This is a genomic window from Bradyrhizobium sp. AZCC 1678 (assembly GCF_036924765.1).
Taxonomy (GTDB): domain Bacteria; phylum Pseudomonadota; class Alphaproteobacteria; order Rhizobiales; family Xanthobacteraceae; genus Bradyrhizobium; species Bradyrhizobium algeriense.
In genome coordinates this window covers 3,112,972-3,134,607 of record NZ_JAZHSE010000001.1, presented here as the reverse complement: position 1 = coordinate 3,134,607, position 21,636 = coordinate 3,112,972, and the positions used below count along the sequence as shown (strand labels likewise).

The following is a 21,636-nucleotide window of genomic DNA, read 5'->3' as shown; positions in this document are numbered from 1 at the left end:
CGTTATCGGCGGATGCTGGCGATAGCCCCAAGGACTAGTCTAAGAACGGTCGTAGTCTCCTCATACTCCCATCTCAAGCTGCAAAGACGGCACGGTTGCGAATAATTTCAGCGAATGCATCCGATAACCGGTGCTAATGTAGCGGCGCCGGGCCGGGACCACCCATCAGCTCATGACGGAAAACGAATGCAGGCTCTCTTCATCGGACAGACCTATATCGATGTTACCTTCATCACCGACCACATGCCGACCGGCGACGAAAAACATGTGGCGTCCGCCTATGCGGTGTCGTTTGGCGGCAACGCCGTCACCGCGGCATTCTGCTGCGCCAAACTCGGCATCGTGCCCGACCTGATCGCAACGGTGGCGAACGACTGGCTCGGCCGCATGTTTCAGGACATGAGCGCGAAATACGGAATCTCGATCCATCCGCGCAAGGTCAACTCCTCCTCGCTGTCGTTCATCATGCCGAAAGACGGCAAACGCGCCATCGTGCGCTGCCGCGACGACGAGCACATCCATCCCTTCCCGATGCTGAACTTGAAGGGCTGCCGCGCGCTGCACATCGACGGCCACCAGCCGGACGCCGCAATCCATTATGCCAAACTTTGCCGCGAGGACGGCATTCTGACGTCGCTCGATGGCGGCGGCCTGCGCACCAACACCCACGAGCTGCTGGAATTCATCGACGTCGCCATCGTTGCCGAACGGCTGTGCGAGCAGATGGACAAGACGCCGGACGCCATGCTCGACTATCTCAAGAGCCGCGGCTGCCGGGTCGGCGGCGTCACCATGGGCGAGCAAGGCCTGCTCTGGTATGACGAGACCGGCGCGATCCGCCGCCTGCCCGCGCTGCCGATCCCGCGCGACCGCGTGATCGACACCAATGGCGCAGGCGACGTTTTCCACGGCGCCTATGTCTATTCTTATCTCAGCCATCCCGCTAAAAGCTGGCAGGATCATTTCGAGTTTGCGCGCGCCGCCTCGACCTACAAGATCCAGCGCCTCGGCAACGAGGCCGGCCTGCCGTCGCTCGGCGATATCGACGCGGTCAAGCAGGAGTTTCGGCAGAGCGCCTGACCGGCGAAGCAGGGGTAACGCATGGGACGCGTCTTCGTCGCCGGCAGCATCAACATGGATGTGGTGGCAACCGCCGACCGGCATCCGAAGGTCGGCGAGACCGTCGCCGGCAACGCCGTGCATTATTTTCCGGGCGGCAAGGGTGCGAACCAGGCGGTCGCCGCGGCGAAGCTGGGTGCAACAACCGCGCTGATCGGCCGGCTGGGCCGAGATGCCTTCGGGCAGCAATTGCGGACGTTCCTCGTCGCGCAAGGCGTCGACCTCGCGCTCGTCAAGGACATCGCCGGGATCCATAGCGGGACGGCCATCATCACCATCGCCGACGCCGACAACACCATCGTCGTTGTGCCCGGCGCCAATGCGCTGGTCAGTGCCGAGGATGTCGCCGCCCCCGTGCTGGCCAAAGGCGACGTCGCCGTCAGCCAGTTCGAAATTCCGCAAGCGACGATCGGCGCCTTCTTCAAACGGGCGCGCGCGGCCGGGGCGACCACCATCCTCAACCCGGCGCCGGCGACGGCCTGCGGGCCGGAATTGCTCGAACTCGTCGACATCATGATCCTCAACGAGACCGAGCTCGGGTTTATCGCCGGCACTGCGCTGGCCGATACCGACGCCCCCGAACGTTTCATTGAAGCAGCGCGGCGCCTGCCGACCGGTGCCGACAAGACCATTTGCGTCACGCTGGGCAAGCGCGGCGTGCTCGCGCTCAGGGGCGGCGAGCCCTCGCTGATTGCGGGGCGTGCCGTGAAGGCGGTGGACACCACCGGCGCTGGCGATTGCTTTGTCGGCGCCCTCGCAGCCCAGCTTGCCAATGGAAAGGCGATCCGCGACGCGCTCGAATACGCCAATGCCGCCGCATCGATCTGCGTGCAGCGAATGGGCGCCGCGCCGTCGATGCCGACAGCGGCCGAGGTGGCGGACGCCCTGCACCCGTAGCGAGGATTTCGCTTCGCTCCATCCGGGCTACGTGCTCGCGCTCCGCTTACCGACTTATGTCAGCGCGCGCTTCAAATCAAAACTCGCATCCGCCGCCTGCTCCGGCGTGATCGATCCGTGGGCGGCAAGCAGGCGCCGGCCGAACATGTGGTCGCCGGCGCGATTGACGGACTCGATGCCGACGAGTTGCCCGGATTTGTAGCAGAACGCCGAGAACGCCCCCTGCGCGCGATCGCCGCGCACCACCACGCGATCATAGCCGGTGGTCAGTCCCACCATCTGCAGCTTGTCGGGACCCTGATCGCTCCAGAACCAGGGCAAGCCGTCATAGGGCTTGGCATCGCCAGTGAGCCGGGTCGCGACGCAGCGCGCGTGGTCGGTGGCGTTCTGCACCGACTCCAGCCGCAGCGAGCCGCCGAACCGCGGGCTCGCATACAGCGCACAATCGCCTATCGCCGAGATGTTCGGATCGGAGGTCAGCAAATGCTCGTCGACCACGATGCCGGCCGCGACCTTCAGCCCTGCCTCCGCCGCCAGTTCGACATTGGGCAGGACGCCGACGCCGACCACGATCAGATCGGCTTTGATATGCCGCCCGTCGCTGAGGCTGACGCCGGTAACCTTGCTGCCGTCGCTCTCGATGCTGGTGACCTGTACGCCGAGATGAATCCGGATACCGGCCGAGATATGCCGCGATTGAAAGTACTCCGAGATTTCCGCGGTCACCGCGCGCGCCATCACCCGCGGCGCGAGCTCGATGACGTCGACTTCGAGGCCCTTGGCCCGCGCGGTCGCGGCAAATTCGAGGCCGATAAATCCGGCGCCGATCACGACGACGCGCTGGCCCGGGCCAATGTAGTCCCGCAGGGACTGGCTCTCGTCGAGCGTCCGCAGATAGCGCACGCTGTCGAGATTGGCATTGGGAATGTCGAGCAGGCGATTGCGCGCACCGGTCGCCAGCACGAGATGGCCGTAATCGAGCGAAGTGCCGGAGGCGAGCCGCACCTTGCGCGCGGCGCGGTCGATCGATACCGCGCGACCTGCGATCAGATCGATGGTCTGGTCATGATAGAATTTTTCCGGGCGGAACATCAGGCTGTCGGGTCCGCCGGTCCCCTTCAGGTAGGCCTTGGATAGCGGCGGCCGCTGGTACGGCAGATGGCCTTCATCGTTCAACAGCGCGATGCGTTCGGAAAAGCCGTGCTGGCGCAGCGACATCGCAAGCTGAAAGCCCGCGTGGCCCGCGCCAATGATGACAACCGGTCCTGCCGTCATGGGAACATCCTACGTTCGAGCGCACGGGAATGACCCATGTCGTTTCCTCTCCACTGATTTTGGCTTGCCTGTCTCGTCCCTTGGAAGCGGCGCTCGTGTCCGTTCCGAACGATGACAGGCCCTATCTGACCTCATGGCGCGAACAGACGCAAGAGCGCCATCGCCCAGGGGGAAGGATTGCCAGGCATTTTGCAGGCTTGGCCGGGGATTGTCACCTCTTACCTTCTGCTATTTAAATGCTGGCCTCCGTTCCGAGCCGAGGCCCAGCCATGCCGACGTCAGATGATACCGCCGCCAGCGCCCCTGCCCTGCTCCGGATCGAGGGTCCGATTGCCACCATCACCCTGAACCGGCCCGCGGCCTTCAATTCCATCAATCTGTCGATCGCGCAAAAGCTCGAGCAGCTAGGCCGCGAGGTCGAGGGCAACGACGATATCCGCGTGCTTGTCATCGCGGGCGAAGGCCGTGCCTTCTCGGCCGGCGGCGATCTGCAGACCATCGGCGCTGCCGCCGCCAACGATACCATCGCGCCCGTGGTCGGCGAGTTGCTGAAGCACTACCACGCCTTTATCGAGACGGTGCGGCGGATGCCGAAGATCGTGCTCTCCAGCGTCCACGGCTCCGCCGCCGGTGCCGGCATGGGGCTGGCCTTCGTCGCTGATCTCTGCATTGCCGCCGACGACGCCCGCTTCACACCGGCCTATGCCAAGATCGGCGTCTCGCCGGACGGCGGCAGCACGGTCGGCATGGTCGGCACCGTCGGCACCCGCCGCGCGTTGCAGATATTTTTGGCCGAAGACAGTTTTACCGCGCAGCAGGCCTATGAGTGGGGTCTGGTCGCCCGCGTCGTTCCAGCGGCAGAGTTGAAGGCAGAGACGCGCAAATTCGCCGAACGGCTGGCGCAGAATCCGCCCGCGGCGATCGCCGGCACCAAGTCGCTGGTCTATCAGGCCGCGGTTACACCGACCAGGCAGCAACTCGATGCCGAGGAAGCGAAGATCATCGACGCCATGCAGACCGACGACTTCCGCGTCGCGGTGAAGAAGTTCACCAGCAAGTCGAAGTGAGACGACGTGGAGCGTTGGGGAAGAGAACTAGCATTCTTCGCCGTCGTCCCTGCGAACGGAGGGACCCATACCGCGTTGTCCTATCGATAAAGGCAAGATGGCTGACGTCTCCCAACGCAACTGAGGCCGCGGCGTATGGGTCCCTGCGTTCGCAGCGACGACGGCGGTTCTGATCGCTTAGTCCTTCCCCTGCCCGCGCATGAAATCGAAGTCGCAGCCCTCGTCGGCCTGCAGAATCGTCTCGTTGAACAGGTGCGCGTAGCCGCGCCTGGCCCAATCGGGCGCGACGGCCGGAGCCAGCGCCGCGCGGCGCTTCGCCAGTTCCGCCTCGTCGACCAGCAGATCGATGCTGCGTTTCGCGACATCGAGACAGATCATGTCGCCGTTCTTCACCAGCGCCAGCGGACCTCCCACGGCGGATTCCGGCGTGATGTGCAGCACGATGGTGCCGAACGCGGTGCCGCTCATGCGTGCGTCGGATATCCGCACCATGTCCTTGGTCCCACCACGCGCGAGTTTCTTCGGGATCGGCAGATAGCCCGCCTCCGGCATTCCGGGCGCACCCTTGGGGCCGGCATTGCGCAGCACCAGCACGTCATCGGCGTTGACGTCGAGATCGGGATCGTCGACCCGCAGCGTCATGTCCTCGACGGATTCGAACACCACCGCACGCCCGGTATGCTGCAGCAGTTTCGGGCTTGCCGCCGATTGCTTGATGACCGCGCCGCGCGGCGCCAGGTTGCCATGCAGCACCGCCATCGCGCCTTCGCTCTTGATCGGATTGTCGCGCGGACGGATGGCGTCTTGCCCCGGCACCTCCTCGGCGTCGGCGACGACCTCGCGCAGCGTCTGCCCCGTAATGGTTTTGGCATCGAGATCGATGAGATCGCCGAGTTGCGCCATCAATTTCGGCACGCCGCCGGCATGATGAAAATGCTCCATGTAATGCTCGCCTGACGGTTTCAGGTCGATCAACACGGGCACCTCGCGGCCGAGCTTGTCGAACGCTTCGAGATCGATGCGGTGTTTGGTGCGGTTGGCAATCGCCGTCAGATGAATGAGCCCGTTGGTCGAGCCGCCGATCGCCTGTAGTACCACTTGCGCGTTCTGGAATGAGGCCTGCGTCAGCAATTCGCTGGGTTTTGGTCCCTTGGCCTTGGCCATCACGGCCGCTACCCTGCCGCTCGCCTCCGCCGAGCGAAAACGCTCGGCATGCGGCGCCGGGATCGTCGCGCTCATCGGCAGCGACAGACCGAGCGCCTCGGTGATGCATGCCATGGTCGAGGCGGTGCCCATCACCATGCAGGTGCCGACCGACGGCGCGAGCCGGCCGTTGACGGCTTCGATTTCAATGTCGTCAATTTCGCCGGCGCGATATTTTCCCCACAGCCTCCGGCAATCCGTGCACGCCCCCAGAACTTCGCCCTTGTGATGCCCGACCACCATCGGCCCCACCGGAATAACGACGGTCGGCAGGTCGGCACTGACGGCGGCCATGATCTGCGCCGGCAAGGTCTTGTCGCATCCGCCGATCACGACCACGGCGTCCATCGGCTGGGCGCGGATCATCTCCTCGGTGTCCATCGCCATCAGATTGCGCAGATACATCGAGGTCGGAAACGCAAAGCTCTCGGCGATGGAAATCGTCGGGAACACCATCGGCATCGCGCCTGACAGCATCACGCCGCGCTTCACCGCTTCGATGATCTGCGGAACGTTGCCGTGACAGGGATTGTAGTCGCTGTAGGTATTGGTGATGCCGACGATCGGCCGGTTCAGCGCATCATCCGAATAACCCATCGCCTTGATGAAGGCCTTGCGCAGGAACAGCGAGAAGCCAGCATCGCCATAACTCGTCAGTCCCTTGCGAAGTCCGTCGGCCATTTTCTTGCTTCCTGTCGTCGTGAACGCCCACTTAAGAAGTGCGCCGGATTATTGTCAATGTTTGATTATTTGGCGCGGATGCGGCGCTTCTTGCCGCATCCAGCGCGATATTATTGACAATAATGCGAACGCGTGCTGACTTCCCGGCCATGATCGGAACCGTGTGTCCATGAACCAACCATTGCGCATTGGCCTGATCGGCGCCGGCATGGTGAGCCGTCATCATCTCATCGCTTGGGCGAGCATATCAGATCAAGCCCGCGTCGTGGCGGTCACCGATCCCTCCAGCGAAAATGCCACGCGGCGCGCGAACGAGTTCGAAATCCCGCAGACCTACGCCAGTGCCGAAGAGATGCTGGCGGCAGCCGAACTTGACGCCATCGATATCGCAGCTCCCCGCGAAATGCACGCGCCGCTGGTGCGGCTCGCTGCCGCTAAGCGATTGCCCGTACTTTGCCAAAAGCCGCTCGCGCCCAACCTGCAGGAGGCAACCGACCTCGCCGCAGAGGTCGAGGACCTGACGCGCCTGATGGTGCATGAGAACTGGCGCTTTCGCGGCTATTACCGGGATGCCGCGGCATGGCTGCGTGAGGGACGCATCGGCAACGTCAAGCAGGCACAATTGACACTGCTGACGTCGGGCGTGTTGCCGGGCTCGGACGGACTTTGCCCGGCGCTGGAGCGGCAGCCCTTCATGCGTGGTGAACGGCGCATGCTGGTCGCGGAGGTGCTGATCCATCATCTCGATACGCTGCGCATGCTGCTCGGGCCGCTGCAGGTGACCGCGGCGCAGCTCTCGCGCTCGAGTGAGCAACTCGTCGGCGAGGACGGCGCGGTGATCCAGCTTCGAACCGCCAACGGCGCGGGCGTCGTTGTCTTTGCAAGCTTCGCCGCCCATGGGCATCCAGCCGTGCAGGTCGACCGGCTGGAGATTCTCGGCGACAAGGGCGCCATCAAACTCGATGGGCCATCGCTGACATGCTCGGGCGAATCTCCCGGCGAGCAGAACTACGATCTCGCCACTGAATACCAGGAGTCCTACAACCGGACGATCGCGCATTTCGTGAAATCGCTCCGCGACGCCTCGCCCTTCGAGACGGCACCGCAGGACAATCTCGAGACCTTGCGGCTGGTCGAGGATTGCTATCGGCTGTCCGGCTGGGAGGCTTTGCGATGAAGCCCCAGGAATCGTTGACCGAGATTTCCTCGCCGACGCGTGAGGAGGAGCAGGCCGAGGTCATCCGCCGGCTGGAAGAGGACATCATCTTCGGCCGCTTCGCGCCGGGTTCGCGGTTGGTCGAAGATACGCTGATGCAGCGCTACGGCGCCAGCCGGCATTTCGTCCGTCAGGCGCTATTCCAGCTCGAACGCCAGGGCATCGTGCTGCGCGAGAAGAACATCGGCGCCACGGTGCGGTTCTATTCGGCCGAGGAAGTGCGCCAGATCTACGAGGTGCGTGAAATGCTGGCGCGGCAGGCGGCACTGATGATCGCCCTGCCCGCTCCCGCCAGCCTGATCGAGCAGTTGAACGAATTGCAGCGGCAATACTGCGCCAGGGCCGATGCGCAGGATTTGCGCGGCATCCACGAGGCCAACGACGCCTTTCACGTCGCGCTGTTTTGCGCCTGCGGCAACCTGTATCTGGTGCGTTCGCTGCAGGACTACATGAACCTGACGCTGCCGATGCGCGCCAAGAATCTCGCCGACAAAGAGGGGCTGGCGCTATCCCGCCGCCAGCACGAATTGATGATCGAGCTATTGAAGGGCCGCGACAGCTGGGCACTGGCGCAGCTCTGCGTCGATCACATGCAGTACAGCAAGTCGGACTATCTCGGCCGCATTGCCAGTGGATGAGGGCAAGCGCTAGCGCTTGCTCCAGTCCACGATGCGGTCTTTGTCGCCGTCGAACTCCATGCTGCAGAACGTGCCGCCCTGGTAGTAATCGCCGACCGGATCCGGCTTCAGTTTGGCCTGCTCGGCCATGGCGTGTTCGCGGAAGTCCTCTCCGCGGCCGGTCGGCCGGTAGCCGAGCTCATAGGCGCGATGGTTGTCCCACCAGGCGCGCTCGTTATGAGAGGCGCCGTAGAATATCTCGAAATGAATATCGGGATGATCGAGCCCGATGCGGCAGAGTTGCACCAGATCTTCCGGCTTCAGCCAGATCGACAGGCGGCGATGATCGAGCGGCATCTCGCCGAAATTGCCGATCCGGATGCAGGTGACACCAAGCCCGTGCTTGTCGGCATAGAGCGCACCGACCGCTTCGCCGAACACCTTGCTGACGCCATAGCGGCTGTCGGGACGCGCGGTGACGTCGGTGCCGATGCGGTGGTGGCGCGGGTAGAAGCCGACTGCGTGGTTCGACGAGGCGAACACCACGCGCTTGACGCCCTTTTTCCGCGCGGCCTCGAACAGGTTGTAGCCGCCGATGATGTTGGACTGCAGGATCGAATCCCAGGGCCCTTCGACCGAATAACCACCGAAATGCAGGATGCCGTCGACGCCTTCGCAGATCGCCTCGACCTGCGACATGTCGGCGAGATCGGCCGCCTTGAATTTCTCGTCCTTGCCGAGATCGGCCGGCGCCTTCAGATCGCTCAGCAGCAGGTCCGGATAGATCGGCGGCAGCAGCTTGCGCAAGGATGTGCCGATCCCGCCGGCGGCGCCGGTCATCAATATGCGTGGCATTTCGTTCCTCTTATCTCTCGACCGATTTGCGGTCATTAGCCGGGAATGATAGCAAACTCAAACGCTCAGGGAACGCAATAACGAGAACAGCAAATGTCCGATGCAGCATCGCACTCAGCCGGCTGGCGCCCAGCCACCTATTATCCCGATCCGGCCATCCATGCATTCGATCCGCGCTTTGAGAAATATTGGCTGAAGCTGTCGGCAGTGGAGCGGCTGACCACCGGCCTGCGCTGGGCCGAGGGGCCGGTGTGGTTCGGCGACGGGCGGTATCTGCTCTGCAGCGACATTCCGAACCAGCGTATCCTCAAGTGGGAAGAGGAGACCGGCGCGGTCAGCATCTTCCGCAAGCCCTCCAACTTCGCCAATGGCAACACCCGCGACCGTCAGGGACGGCTGGTCACCTGCGAGCACGGCGGCCGCCGCGTCACCCGCACCGAATATGACGGATCGATCACGGTGCTGATGGATTCCTTCGACGGCAAGCGGTTGAATTCGCCCAATGATGTGGTCGTGAAATCCGACGGCTCGATCTGGTTCACCGACCCGGTATTCGGCCTGCTCGGCAATTACGAGGGCTACAAGGCCGAGCCCGAGATCGACATGAACGTCTACCGGATCGACGGCGCGACCGGAAAGGCCACCATCGTCGCCGAAGGCATTCTCGGGCCCAACGGGCTCGCCTTCTCGCCCGACGAAAAAATCCTCTATGTCATCGAGTCGCGCGGCGTGCCGAACCGCAAGATCCTCGCCTATGACGTCTCGCCTTCCGGCGACAAGCTTTCCAACAAGCGCGTGTTTGTCGATGCCGGACCAGGCACGCCGGACGGTTTTCGAATAGATATCGACGGCAACCTATGGTGCGGCTGGGGCATGGGCGATCCCGAACTCGACGGCGTCGTCGTGTTCGCCCCCGATGGCGTGATGATCGGCCGCATCGCGCTACCCGAACGCTGCGCCAACCTCTGCTTCGGCGGCGTGAAGCGCAACCGCCTGTTCATGGCCGCGAGCCAGTCGATCTACGCGCTGTACGTGAACACGCAGGGCGCACCGGGAGGATAGGTCCGCGCGCCCTTCAGCGCCGCCTCACCCCTTCTTTTCCTGTGCGTCGGCGGTCTGCTTGGCGAGCGCGTCTTCAAACGCCTTCTCCAGCGTCGCGGCATAGTCGTTGAACTCGCCGGGATTGACGAATGGATTGGGCGCGCCATCCGAGATCAGGGCACGCTTGTCCTGCATCCTGTACATTTCCGGATGCGGCGCGAGCAGCACATCCACCTTCATGTCCTTCGCCCGTGCAAACGTCTTCCGGTAGTCGGCGACGATCCCGGAATAGGTCGGGTTGGGGACGAGGCGGTTCAGCGCCACGGTGCCGCTGCAGAAAATGAGGACGGATCGCGTTGCGTCGCCATCCCTGACGGAGAATTCCCAGCTCGTGCAGCCCGGCGAATGACCGGGGGTTTCGCGGGCGGTCAGCGTGACGTCACCTATCTTGACCCTATCGCCTTCGCGCACCATGCGATCCACCTTCACCGGCGGAAAATTGAGCGCCGTATCTTCCTGCGCGCCCGGATAGTAGCCGCCTTCGAGCAACGGCTTGTCGGCTTCGCCCGCGACCATCTGGGCACCGCTAGCCTGCTTCAATTCGGCAAGGCCGCCGGTGTGATCGATATGCGCATGGGTGTTGACGAGGTATTTGATGTCGGTGATCTTGAAGCCCAGTTTCTCGATGTTCGCCTTGATCTGCGACGTTGCCTCCGGCATCACCGTATCCACCAGGATATGGCCCTGCGGCGACGTGATCACGTAGGATGCCAGGCCGTCGGTTCCGACATAATAGACGTTGCCGATCATCTTGAACGGCTCGGTTGGTGTGTTCCACTTTACCTTGAGCGTCTCAAGCAGATCCTTGACGGTCTGGGCCTGCACTGTCCCGGCAAGCGGCAGCAGCGCGACGAGCGCAACGACGATTTTCTTCACGGGCATCCTCCGTCTTTTCTTGTTGCATCGTCGCCGTGTCGGCATCGACGTGTCTTAGCCTGACGATGATTCTGGTCAAAAAAATGCCGGCCGCTTTTCAGCAGCCGGCATCTTTCACGATCGGCGCGAGCGCCGCATCAATTTACGCGGCGTTGTAGCCGGCGACCGCCTTCACCTCGAGATATTCTTCAAGGCCGTACTTGCCCCACTCGCGGCCGTTGCCGGACTGCTTGTAGCCGCCGAACGGCGCGGTGCGGTCGTTCGGCACGCCCTGCAGGTTGATGTTGCCGGCGCGGATCTGGCGGGCCACGCGGCGCGCGCTTTCCACCGTATCGCCGGAGACGTAACCGGCGAGACCATAGGGCGTGTCATTGGCGATCTTCACCGCATCGGCTTCATCCTTGGCGCCGATGATGGTCAGCACGGGTCCGAAGATTTCTTCGCGGGCAATCGTCATGTCGTTGGTGACGTCGGCGAAGATAGTCGGGCGCACATAGAAGCCCTTGTTGACGCCTTCGGGTAGACCGGGACCGCCGGCGACGAGGGTCGCGCCTTCATCGATACCCTTCTTGATCAGCGCCTGGATCTTGTCCCACTGGATGCGCGACACGACCGGGCCGATGGTGGTGCCTTCGGCGCGCGGATCGCCCGCCTTGGTCTTGTCGGCGACGCCCTTGGCGATGGCGGCCACTTCCTTCATCTTCGACAGCGGCACGATCATCCGCGACGGCGCGTTGCACGACTGTCCGGAGTTGTTGAACATGTGCATCACGCCGCCGGTGACGGCCTTGGTGAGGTCGGCGCCTTCGAGGATGACGTTCGGCGACTTGCCGCCCAGTTCCTGGCTGACGCGCTTCACCGTCGGCGCCGCGCGCTTGGCGACGTCGACGCCGGCGCGGGTCGAGCCGGTGAACGAGATCATGTCGATATCAGGATGCTCGGCCATCGCGGCGCCGACTTCGGGCCCGAGACCGTTGAGCAGGTTGAACACGCCCTTCGGCACGCCCGCTTCATGCAGGATTTCGGCGAAGATCAACGCCGAGGTCGGCGTGAATTCCGAGGGCTTGAGGATCATGGTGCAGCCGGCGGCGAGTGCGGGCGCGACCTTGCAGGCGATCTGGTTGAGCGGCCAGTTCCACGGCGTGATCATGCCGATGACGCCGACCGGCTCACGCACCACGACGGCAGTGCCGACGTTTTCCTCGAAATGATAGTTCTTGAGCACTTCGAGCGTGGAGGCGATGTGGCCAAGTCCGGCACCGGCCTGCAGGCGTTCGGCCATCGGCAGCGGCGCACCCATCTCGTCGGACACGGCGGCGCCGATGTCCTTCATGCGGGTCTTGTAGATCTCGATGATCTTCTCGAACAGCGCGATGCGCTCCTCGCGGCTGGTCTGCGAATAGGTCACGAAGGCGCGTTTGGCGGCGGCCACGGCCTTGTCGAGGTCGGCCTTGGAGCCGAGCGCAACTTCGTACATCGCTTCTTCGGTCGCCGGATTGACGACGGGCGTGGACTTCTTGACGGCCGGATCGACCCAGGCGCCATCGATGTAGAATTGCATGCGATTGACCATCGGAAACCTCTTTATCTCGGAGCAATGGAGGGGGAACGGTAGCGTTCGGCAGGCATCCTTGCACGAAAGCCAGGGCAGTTGAACCCGCCATATGCGGGGTGCCGCGATGCGGCAGGCGCTGGATATAAGATCACCGGCGCGACGGTGGCAAGGTGCGGCGTTCTTCGTATCCTCCCCTGAAGGGGTCCGAGACGAGCGAAGCTCGCTCGTGGATCGGTTCGCATGCAATGCGAACCGAGGTGGGGTGACGGTCTCTCCGCGCGGGCACTGTTGGACGTGGAGAGACCGTCACCCCACCCCGACGAACATCTCGCTTCGCAAGATGTTCGTCGACCCGCCCCCTCCAGGGGCGGGTAAACAAGATCACACCGCCATCTTGCGGTGCCGCACCGGCGCGCCGACGGTCAGGCTTTCCGCTGCATCGATGATGGCGTTGGCGTCGATGCCGTAGTGGCGGTAGAGGTCGCCAATTGTACCGGTCTGGCCGAACTGCTCGACGCCGAGCGCCTCGAGGCGGTGGCCGCGCACGCTGCCGAGCCAGCCGAGCGCGGCCGGATGGCCGTCGATCACGGTCACGATGCCGCAATCACGCGGTAACGGCGCCAGCAGCTTTTCGACATGGCTGAGATACTGGATGCCACGGCGGTCGCGCCGCAAATTCCGCGCGGCGGACCATCCGGCATGCAGCCGGTCGGCCGAGGTTACCGCCAGTAAACCGACGTCGCGGTGGCTTTCGCCGATGAAGCCCACCGCCTCGATCGCCTCCGGCGCCACCGCGCCGGTATAGGCGATCACGATGTCGCAGTTCGGCCCCGGCTGGCGCAGCCAGTAGGCGCCCTCGGTGATGTCGCTCTGCAGCTCCGGCGCCATGATGCGCTGCGGCTGGTCCAGCGTGCGGGTCGATAGCCGCAAGTACACGGAACCGCCCTCGCCGGCTTCGCGCTGCATGTGGCGAAAACCCCATCCCATGATCACGGCAAGTTCATCGACAAAGGCCGGTTCGAACGAGGCCAGCCCATCCTGCGCCATGCCGATCAGCGGCGTGGCGATCGACTGATGCGCACCGCCCTCCGGCGCCAGCGTAATGCCGGACGGCGTCGCCACCACCATGAAGCGGGCGTCCTGATAGCAGGCGTAGTTCAGCGCATCGAGGCCGCGCTCGATGAAGGGATCGTAGAGCGTGCCGACCGGCAACAGCCGTTCGCCATTGATCTGATGCGAGAGCCCCAGCGCCGAGAGCATGATGAACAGGTTCATCTCGGCAATGCCGAGTTCCAGATGCTGACCCCTGGGCGAATAATCCCAGTTGAAGGTCGACGGGATTTTCTCCTGCCGGAACAGATCGTGGTTCTCGGCCTTGGCAAACAAGCCGCGGCGGTTGACCCAGGCGCCGAGATTGGTCGAGACGGTGACATCGGGCGACGCGGTGACGATCCGCGCGGCCAGTTCGCTGTCGCCGCGCGCGAGCTCGTTGAGCACCAGCCCAAAGCCCTGTTGGGTCGACATCTGCGCCGCCGGCTTGAAGGCGAGCTGTTGCGGAACGTCGATCACGGGCGCAGTGAGACGGCGGCGGCCTTCCTGGTTGAAGGGCGCTGCCGTCAGAAATGCTTCGAGCTCGGCCGGCAGCTGCGACAAGCCTTCGAACCTGTCCCATTCATGGCCAGGACGGATGTTCTGCGCGGCGCGCCACTTCTCCATCTGCGCGACCGTCATCAGGCCCGCATGATTGTCCTTGTGGCCCTGCATCGGCAGGCCGACACCCTTGATGGTGTAGGCGATGAAGCAGACGGGCCGGTCGTGATCGATGGCTTCAAAGGCCTCGATCATGCTGGCCATGTCGTGGCCGCCGAGATTGGACATCAATGCCAGCAGTTCGTCGTCGCTGCGACGATCGATCAGTTGCGATATTTGCCCCTGATCGCCGATGTCGTCCTGCAAATGCTTGCGGAAGGCGGCACCACCCTGGAAGCACAGCGCCGCATACATCTGGTTCGGGCAATTATCGATCCAACGCCGCAAAGCTTCGCCGCCGGGTTCGGCGAACGCCGCCTGCATCAGGCGGCCGTATTTCACGATCACGACCTCCCAGCCGAAATTTCGGAACATGCTCTCGAACTTCGCCCACAGCCCTTCGCGCACGACGGCATCGAGGCTCTGGCGGTTGTAATCCACCACCCACCAGGTGTTGCGCAGGCCGTGCTTCCAGCCCTCCAGCAGCGCCTCAAAAATGTTGCCCTCGTCCATCTCGGCATCGCCGACGAGCGCGATCATCCGTCCCTCGGGCCGATCCTTCATCCAGCCATGCGCGGTGACATAGTCCTGCACCAGCGAGGAGAACAGGGTTTGCGCGACGCCGAGACCGACCGAGCCGGTGGAGAAATCGACGTCGTCGGCATCCTTGGTGCGCGAGGGATAGGATTGCGCGCCCTTGTAGCCGCGGAAATTCTCCAGCTTCTCGCAGGCCTGATGGCCGAACAGATACTGGATGGCGTGGAACACCGGGCTCGCATGCGGCTTCACCGCGACGCGGTCCTGCGGACGGAGCACCGAGAAATACAGCGCCGACATGATATTGGCGAGCGAGGCGGACGAGGCCTGATGGCCGCCGACCTTCAGACCATCGACATTCGGCCTGACGTGATTGGCGTGATGGATCATCCACGACGACAGCCAGAGGACCTTAGCCGCCAGCGCGGACAACAGTTCGAGGCGTGCGGGCTCGATGGGCATAGCCATGCTCCGGACAGGATCAGTATGCGCCGATTTTAGCGGGCGGCGAGGTGCCAAATTTCTCAATTTCCTGCGACATACCGCCCAATATTGGGATAATTTCCCACAAACGCCCTCCAAGCCAAGAGTTCATCCCAATGCCTCCCCTCGACGCCATCGACCGCAAGATTCTCGGCCTGCTGCAATCCGACAGCCGCATGACCATGCAGGAGCTCGCCGACAAGGTCGGCCTGTCCGTGTCGCCCTGCCATCGCCGGGTCAAGCTTCTGGAAGAGCGCGGCGTCATCACGCGCTACATCGCGACCGTCGACCAGAAGTCGTTGGGGCTCCATGTCAGCGTCTTCATCTCGATCAAGCTGGCGCGGCAGAAGGAAGAGGACCTCAACCGGTTTGCGAAAGCGATTTCGAAATGGGACGAGGTGCTGGAATGCTACCTGATGACCGGCAACCGCGACTATCTCCTGCGCGTCGTCGCCGCCGATCTCTCCTCCTATGAAGCATTTCTGAAAAACAAGCTGACACGGCTGGATGGTATTGCCTCGATCGAGTCGAGCTTTGCGCTGAGCCAGGTGAAGTATTCGATCGCGCTGCCGGTGTGACACGACACTCTCCACGCCATTGCGAGCGATGCGAAGCAATCCATTTCACGGCATAACGGATGCATGGATTGCTTCGCGGAGCCTGTCATCGGGCGGCGCTTCGCGCCGACCCGTTGGCTCGCAATGACCTTGATACAGTTTCGCGATCTCGCGGCGCATGGCGCCCGAGGTTTGCTATCGACTTCCTGCCCTCTTTGTCAGAGGGCGCAGGGAAGACCGGGTGCTTGCTGCACCCGCGGTCTCGCGTGCGATTTGCACAAACAAAACTGCACACGAGCATACAGGGCAGCGGGAGCATTCCGGCCTTCCCTGCGCAATGGCTTTACGGCTTACTTCGTGCTCTTCCTGGTGAACGGCTTTCTTGCCACCATCGCCGGCGGGACACCGCGCTCGATCCAATAGGATCGATGCGCAACCGCCAACTTAGCGCCAGCACCGCGGCGCCCGAACCACACGACTTCGCCGTACGCATCAGGCGCGTACGTCTAGCGCGCCTTCTGCGTCCATCGCATCTCACTGCACGTTCGTGACGATCGCGAGCGCCCCTCATCTGCCGTGAGACGGGCGGAGTTATGCGAGTGATTTGGGTGAGAACGAAAGCGGAATATTTTTGCAAAGAGGACTGGACAGGTTTTGACTGATTTGCCCGTCGTGCCAGTTTGTCGCAGACCGCTGCACGAAGTTGTGCTTGCGCGCAAAGCAAATCAGTTCGCAGCAATCGTGGGACCTTGCAATTGCTGCTTGCTCGCTCCACCATCCCGAGGGGCGGTATATCAGACGCGGTATATCGAATTGGAACGGTTGGACGACCTCGAAGCCTTCCTGGCTGTTATCGAGAAGGGCAGCCAGGCGGCGGCCTCACGGCATCTTCGGCGCCCGTTGCAGTCCCTCAACCGGTCGCTGATGACGCTGGAGCGCGCCCTCGGCGTCGAACTCGTGAAACGCACCACGCGGCGATCGGAACCGACCGAGGCCGGCCGGGTGTTCTACGAGCGCATCAAGCCGGCGGTTGCAGCGATCATCGAAGCGCGGGCCGAGGCGGCCAACCTGCGCGGCGAAATTTCTGGTCCGTTGAAAGTCGGTGCGCCCATCCTGTTTGCGTCATCCTATGTGGCGCCGATCGTCAGCCGATTTCTAAATCTCTATCCCAATGTGGATGTCGAACTCCGGGCCTCCGACGAGCAGGCCGATCTCGTTGCCGACGGCCTCGATATTGCCGTGCGCATCGGTGACTCCATGGATGAATCCCTGATTGCGCGTCGATTGCATTCACTGCGCGTCGTTATCGTTGGCGCGCCATCCTATTTCGCCGAACACGGCCGGCCGAAGCACCCAAACGATCTCGAACAGCACGCCTGCATTCTGCGGGCCGCCACTGACGTAATCGACAAATGGCCGTTTCGCATCGACGGCCAGCTCCAGTCGGTCAAGGTGCATGGTCGCTTTCGTTCGAACAGCGCCGCTTCGATCCGCGCGGCCGCGAGCGAAGGCACCGGCCTTGCGCTGCTACCACTATGGCAAATCAACGATCTCGTCGCGCAGGGTGCGCTTGCAATCGTGCTGCCGGAATTTGAAACCGAGGGCATGCCGATCCAGCTCGTCTGGCCGCCGACGCGGGCGCCGCTGGAACGCGTCCAGCGGTTCGTCGATTTTCTGACGAGCAGCCTGAAGACCGATCTGCTTTAGGACCCCCGCAAAACGCCTGCGCGTCAGAATACATTATAGCCAGGCGCCAGCAGATGGCCGGGATCATGGCGCTGCTTGGCCTCGCGAAGCTTTGGCCAGCCAGATCCAAAGTGAATCTCCCAGTCGAAAGGCGACATGGCAAAGGCGCTAACCGGATACTGAACGCCGCCGGCTTCTCGAATGCGATCGTGCAGCGTGCGGTTTTCCGAGACCATCCGCTCCGCCGCCGCCGCATCGTTCGATGGCGGGATGCGAATGAGATTGAAGACAAAGACGATGTCTTCCTCCGGCAAGCGAACCAGCGGCGTGTGAAACGCCCGCGTGAGCAAGGGGTAAAAGGTTATCCGCCCGAACGGACCGACCGCGTCGCCCTTTAAGCTCGCCAGGATGTCGCCGGCGACCCGTTCGGCATTGCTACCGCGCAGGAACGTCAACAGCCAGGGCTGCGGGTTCGACCACTGGCCTTTCGACCGCAGCAGATCTTCGAACTTTCCAAACGCTAGCGCATCCTCGTGATAGGTCAGGTCGGCGATGACGGCGGCGCCGCGCTCATCGGACAATCCGGAAAGCACGGCCCCGTCGTCGGGCGCCGAACCGCTCACATAAGCTACCGCGCCATCGAGTTGATACCGCCAACCGCCGCTTCCATCGGAAAGAACCGCCCCCTGCAACTGGTCGAAGTGCCCTTCCGACAGGACGCGCCGCTGGTCCGCCGCCAGCGACGGGAAATCGCGGTAGAAGAGCTGAAAGCGCCTGATACGCTCGGGCGCGCGGACCAGGCGCAGCGTCGCCCGCGTGATGATGCAGCATTGGCCGAGGCCGGCGCGGACGGAGTCAAAGAGATCGGGATTTTTGGCCGCCGAGCAGCTCACCTCATTCCCCTCGCCCGTCACCACATCCAATGCGATGACGTTGTCGGTTTGCATGCCATGCCTGGATGACGCCGCGCCGATGCCGCCTACCGCGATCGTTCCGCCGACCGAGAGGCCGAGATAGTTGGTCAGCACCGGCGGCGTAAGCCCCTGCGCCAATGTCGCATCCAGCAGATCTTTCCACGACGCTCCGGCATCGACCACGACGCGATCGGCCTTGATATCGCGGATCGAGTTCATCGCGCCCATATCGACCACGATGCCATCGCTGACCAGCGCGCGGCCGTAGATCGAATGGCCCTGCCCGCGCGCCGCCACCTTGACGCCCTCGCCCTTGGCCCAGCGCATCAGGCTCGCAATGTCGGCAGCCGATGCGGGCCTGAGTACGCCGCGTGGTTGCCGGTGAATGAGGCGGCCGAAATCATGGGCCGCTGCGGCGCGAACCTCCGGGTCAAGGCTGACATTGCCGGAAAGCTGCGGACGATCGACCGCTTGCGCCGATGTCGTGAGCCCGCTGGCGAGCGCGGCTGTGACGCCCAGGCCTGCGCTCAAAAACATACGTCTGTCCGATGGCATGAAACCCTCCTTGTCCAGAGGCCGTGATGCTTGCCCGCAAAGCTGTGGCGTCGCGCGGCATCAGACAATCGCCTTCGCACCGGATGGACATTCCCGCAAACCGGGAGGATCCCGCCTGTCCCGGTCGCCGTTCATGGTGAGCGTAAACAAGTCTGGCGTCGTGGAACCCGTCGCCGCAGTTCCGCGATGCATGGCCGTTTTCGCCGGATTTACGTCATTTCAGACAGATCATCGCGGCAGTAGAATTGGAGTCGATTGAAATGAGTGAGACGCGGGCCAGCAAACCATGAATTCGCGACGTGTATTGTGGAGCGCGATAGGCGCAATCGCACTTGCCGCCGTGATCGGCGGAGCCTGGATTCTTTCACTGCCAGCGGCGCCATCCGTCGCAACCCCGCCGGCGATCACGCAAGACGAGCGTGACGCGACGGTCCTGGCGCTGAAGCCGCCGAAGCGGCAGCGCCCGCTGATCGCTATCATCGGCATCAACGACGCCACCGAAACCACCGATTACCTGATGCCCTACGGCATCCTCAAGCGCGCCGACGTCGCCGACGTCGTGACGCTGGCGACCCGCCCCGGCCCGATGACGCTGTTTCCGGCGTTGAAGATCGAACCGCAGGCGACCATAGCGGCGTTCGATGCGCGGCATCCCGACGGCGCCGACTATGTCATCGTTCCCGCCATGAGCCGCGACGACGATCCCGAGGCGCTGCAATGGATCAGGAATCAGTCGGCCAAAAAGGCGATCATCATCGGCGTCTGCGTCGGCGCCAAGGTGGTCGGCGACGCCGGACTGCTGCATGGCAAGCGGGCGACCACCCACTGGTATTCCGTCAAGGAATTGCGCGGCAAGCATCCCACGATGCGCTATGTCGAAGACCGGCGGCTGGTGGTCGATGACGGCGTGGCGACGACGACCGGCATCACGGCGTCGATGCCGATGTCGCTGGCGCTGATCGAGGCCATTGCCGGCCGCGACAAGGCGCGCGCTGTCGGTCGCGATATCGGCCTCGCCGACTGGGACGCGCGGCATGAAAGCGACGAGTTTCGCTTCACGCGTCCGTTCGCGCTGACGGCGATCGGCAATACGGCCGCGTTCTGGGCGCACGAGCGGTTCGGCATCGAACTCAAGGAAGGCGTAGACGAAGTGTCGCTGGCGCTCGTTGCGGACGCGTGGTCGCGCACCTATCGCTCGCAGGCGGTGACGTTCGCACGCGCAGCCGGCGCCCAACAAAGCCGCAACGGCATTCGTATCCTGCCCGATGAGGTCGCGACGAGTTGGCCAGCGGAGCGGCTGCTGCCGTCTGTTGGCGATCGGAAACCAGCGGAAGCGCTGGACAACGCGCTGCAGGAAATTACCGCCCGCTACGGAACGCGCACCACCGATTTCGTCGCGATGCAGCTAGAGTACCCAAGGCACCGGGCGACGCAGTGAGGGCCGGCCCGTGGCCCGTAGGGTGGGCAAAGCGTCAGCGTGCCCACCATCTCTCTGGTGTTCGCAGGCTGAATGGTGGGCACGCTTCGCTTTGCCCACCCTACGCTACTCCAACGATATTCACCGCCACGGCTCGACGATGATCTTGGTGTGAGCTTCCGGGTTGGCGAGATCGGCGAACGCCTTGGCGACGCCGTCGATGCCGACGCTGGCGGTCACCATCGAGGCCGCATCGACCTGCCCTTCCGCGATCAGGCGCAGGGAATAGGCGAACTCCTCCGGCGTGTAGCCCAGCACGTACTGAACGCTGAGCTCCTTGAGGATGCCGAGCATCGGCTCGGAGCGGTCGGTTTCCATGCAGACGCCGACCACGACGATGCGCGCGTCGCGCGGCGCACCTTCGAACACTTGCTGGATCAGGCCGGGAACGCCGACGCATTCGAAAATCAGCGCGGGCTTCAGCGCCGGCAGCAACGCCTGCAGCGGCGGGCGCGCGGCCTTTTCTTCCGGCGACATCTGGGCATGTTCGGCCCACGTCGCATAAGGCTGCGTGCGCGCAGGGTCGACGACCACGTCGGCGCCGAGCTTTTCAGCGAGCGCGCGGCGGGCCGGCGAATAGTCGGCGGCGACGATCGGGTGCAATCCCCTGATCTTCAGCGCCGCGATGACCGCAAGCCCGACCGGGCCGCAGCCGATCACCAGCGGCACCTCGCCGCCTTTGATATTGGCTTTTGCTACCGCGTGCACGCCGACCGCGAGCGGCTCGGTCAGCGCGGCGTGCTCGGCGGCGAGGCCGTTCGGGACTTCGAGCAGCAAGGCTTCGCTGAGCAGCATACGCTCGGCATAGGCGCCGACATTGTCGTTGGAATAACCGATGCCCTGTGGGCCTTCCGTGGTCAAAAGCGCCGGCAGCGAACAGACTTTGGTGCCGGGCTTGAACTTCTGCGTCGTGCCCGGACCATAGTCGAGCACCTCGCAGCAGAATTCATGGCCGAACACGACGTCGCGCGAAAGGTCCATCGGCTTGCGGCCGGGAAAGTGTTTTGCCAGTTCCACCATGCGGTGCGCGTGCTTGCGCGCGTGCAGGTCGGAACCGCAGATGCCGCAGGCCAGCGACTTCACCAGCACCATGCCGGGCCCCGGTTTGGGCTCAGGCATCTCGTCGACGACAATTTCCCCGTTGCGGAAAATGGCTGCGCGCACGAAAGATCCTCCCGGTGATTTTCTTTCACCCTAGAGCATTTTCGGTTCTGAT

The 21,636-nt window shown here is 63.4% G+C and carries 17 protein-coding genes; 9 read left to right on the top strand and 8 right to left on the bottom strand.

Features of this window, described 5'->3' with window-relative positions; all coding sequences use genetic code 11:
• Positions 1–186 precede the first annotated feature (186 nt).
• Together V1294_RS14875 and V1294_RS14870 are read left to right on the top strand one after the other, a co-directional pair.
• The gene (locus V1294_RS14875; protein WP_334498112.1) at positions 187–1,080 is read left to right on the top strand and encodes a sugar kinase; all 894 of its coding nucleotides are present in this window, start codon (positions 187–189) and stop codon (positions 1,078–1,080) included.
• A gap of 21 nt (positions 1,081–1,101) precedes the next feature.
• Entirely contained in the window at positions 1,102–2,016 is a 915-nt protein-coding gene (locus tag V1294_RS14870; RefSeq protein ID WP_334498110.1) for a ribokinase, read from the top strand.
• Positions 2,017–2,070: 54 nt separating this feature from the next.
• Here the strand turns inward: V1294_RS14870 and V1294_RS14865 are convergent, their stop codons facing one another.
• On the bottom strand, positions 2,071–3,291 hold the full coding sequence (locus V1294_RS14865; RefSeq protein WP_334498108.1) for an NAD(P)/FAD-dependent oxidoreductase: 1,221 nt from the start codon (positions 3,289–3,291) through the stop codon (positions 2,071–2,073).
• 269 nt (positions 3,292–3,560) lie between these two features.
• On the opposite strand from V1294_RS14865, the gene V1294_RS14860 reads away from it, so the two are divergent.
• Positions 3,561–4,358, top strand: a complete 798-nt coding sequence (locus V1294_RS14860; RefSeq protein ID WP_334498106.1) for an enoyl-CoA hydratase/isomerase family protein — start codon at positions 3,561–3,563, stop codon at positions 4,356–4,358.
• A gap of 177 nt (positions 4,359–4,535) precedes the next feature.
• Here V1294_RS14860 and V1294_RS14855 read toward each other — a convergent pair whose 3' ends face one another.
• Positions 4,536–6,242 carry an IlvD/Edd family dehydratase gene (locus V1294_RS14855; RefSeq protein ID WP_334498103.1) on the bottom strand — a complete coding sequence of 569 codons (1,707 nt, stop codon included), beginning with the start codon at positions 6,240–6,242 and terminating at the stop codon, positions 4,536–4,538.
• Positions 6,243–6,411: 169 nt separating this feature from the next.
• On the opposite strand from V1294_RS14855, the gene V1294_RS14850 reads away from it, so the two are divergent.
• Both V1294_RS14850 and V1294_RS14845 read left to right on the top strand, forming a co-directional pair.
• A complete protein-coding gene (locus V1294_RS14850) occupies positions 6,412–7,419 on the top strand; it encodes a Gfo/Idh/MocA family protein (RefSeq protein ID WP_334498101.1) in 1,008 nt (335 codons plus the stop codon).
• Entirely contained in the window at positions 7,416–8,096 is a 681-nt protein-coding gene (locus V1294_RS14845) for a GntR family transcriptional regulator (protein WP_334498099.1), read from the top strand. Before V1294_RS14850 ends, V1294_RS14845 begins: the two co-directional genes overlap by 4 nt.
• A gap of 9 nt (positions 8,097–8,105) precedes the next feature.
• Here V1294_RS14845 and V1294_RS14840 read toward each other — a convergent pair whose 3' ends face one another.
• Complete coding sequence (locus V1294_RS14840; protein WP_334498097.1) at positions 8,106–8,930, bottom strand: NAD-dependent epimerase/dehydratase family protein; 825 nt, start codon at positions 8,928–8,930, stop codon at positions 8,106–8,108.
• A 93-nt stretch (positions 8,931–9,023) separates the two neighbouring features.
• Between V1294_RS14840 and V1294_RS14835 the strand changes: the two genes are divergently transcribed.
• Entirely contained in the window at positions 9,024–9,992 is a 969-nt protein-coding gene (locus V1294_RS14835) for an SMP-30/gluconolactonase/LRE family protein (protein WP_334498095.1), read from the top strand.
• A gap of 24 nt (positions 9,993–10,016) precedes the next feature.
• Here V1294_RS14835 and bla read toward each other — a convergent pair whose 3' ends face one another.
• From bla to V1294_RS14820, 3 genes are all read right to left on the bottom strand, one after another.
• Positions 10,017–10,907, bottom strand: a complete 891-nt coding sequence (bla, locus tag V1294_RS14830; RefSeq protein ID WP_334498094.1) for a subclass B3 metallo-beta-lactamase — start codon at positions 10,905–10,907, stop codon at positions 10,017–10,019.
• Between the two features lie 142 nt (positions 10,908–11,049).
• Complete coding sequence (locus V1294_RS14825; RefSeq protein WP_334498091.1) at positions 11,050–12,480, bottom strand: aldehyde dehydrogenase family protein; 1,431 nt, start codon at positions 12,478–12,480, stop codon at positions 11,050–11,052.
• 363 nt (positions 12,481–12,843) lie between these two features.
• Positions 12,844–15,210, bottom strand: coding sequence for a transketolase (locus tag V1294_RS14820; RefSeq protein WP_334498089.1), 2,367 nt, complete (start codon positions 15,208–15,210; stop codon positions 12,844–12,846).
• Between the two features lie 137 nt (positions 15,211–15,347).
• On the opposite strand from V1294_RS14820, the gene V1294_RS14815 reads away from it, so the two are divergent.
• Both V1294_RS14815 and V1294_RS14810 read left to right on the top strand, forming a co-directional pair.
• On the top strand, positions 15,348–15,809 hold the full coding sequence (locus V1294_RS14815) for an Lrp/AsnC family transcriptional regulator (protein WP_334498087.1): 462 nt from the start codon (positions 15,348–15,350) through the stop codon (positions 15,807–15,809).
• A gap of 801 nt (positions 15,810–16,610) precedes the next feature.
• Positions 16,611–17,495, top strand: a complete 885-nt coding sequence (locus tag V1294_RS14810; protein WP_334498084.1) for a LysR family transcriptional regulator — start codon at positions 16,611–16,613, stop codon at positions 17,493–17,495.
• Positions 17,496–17,518: 23 nt separating this feature from the next.
• Here V1294_RS14810 and V1294_RS14805 read toward each other — a convergent pair whose 3' ends face one another.
• Entirely contained in the window at positions 17,519–18,943 is a 1,425-nt protein-coding gene (locus tag V1294_RS14805; protein WP_334498082.1) for an FAD-binding protein, read from the bottom strand.
• Between the two features lie 286 nt (positions 18,944–19,229).
• On the opposite strand from V1294_RS14805, the gene V1294_RS14800 reads away from it, so the two are divergent.
• Positions 19,230–20,381, top strand: coding sequence for a DJ-1/PfpI family protein (locus V1294_RS14800; protein ID WP_334498079.1), 1,152 nt, complete (start codon positions 19,230–19,232; stop codon positions 20,379–20,381).
• Positions 20,382–20,501: 120 nt separating this feature from the next.
• Here the strand turns inward: V1294_RS14800 and V1294_RS14795 are convergent, their stop codons facing one another.
• Entirely contained in the window at positions 20,502–21,584 is a 1,083-nt protein-coding gene (locus V1294_RS14795; protein ID WP_334498076.1) for a zinc-binding dehydrogenase, read from the bottom strand.
• Positions 21,585–21,636: the final 52 nt, after the last annotated feature.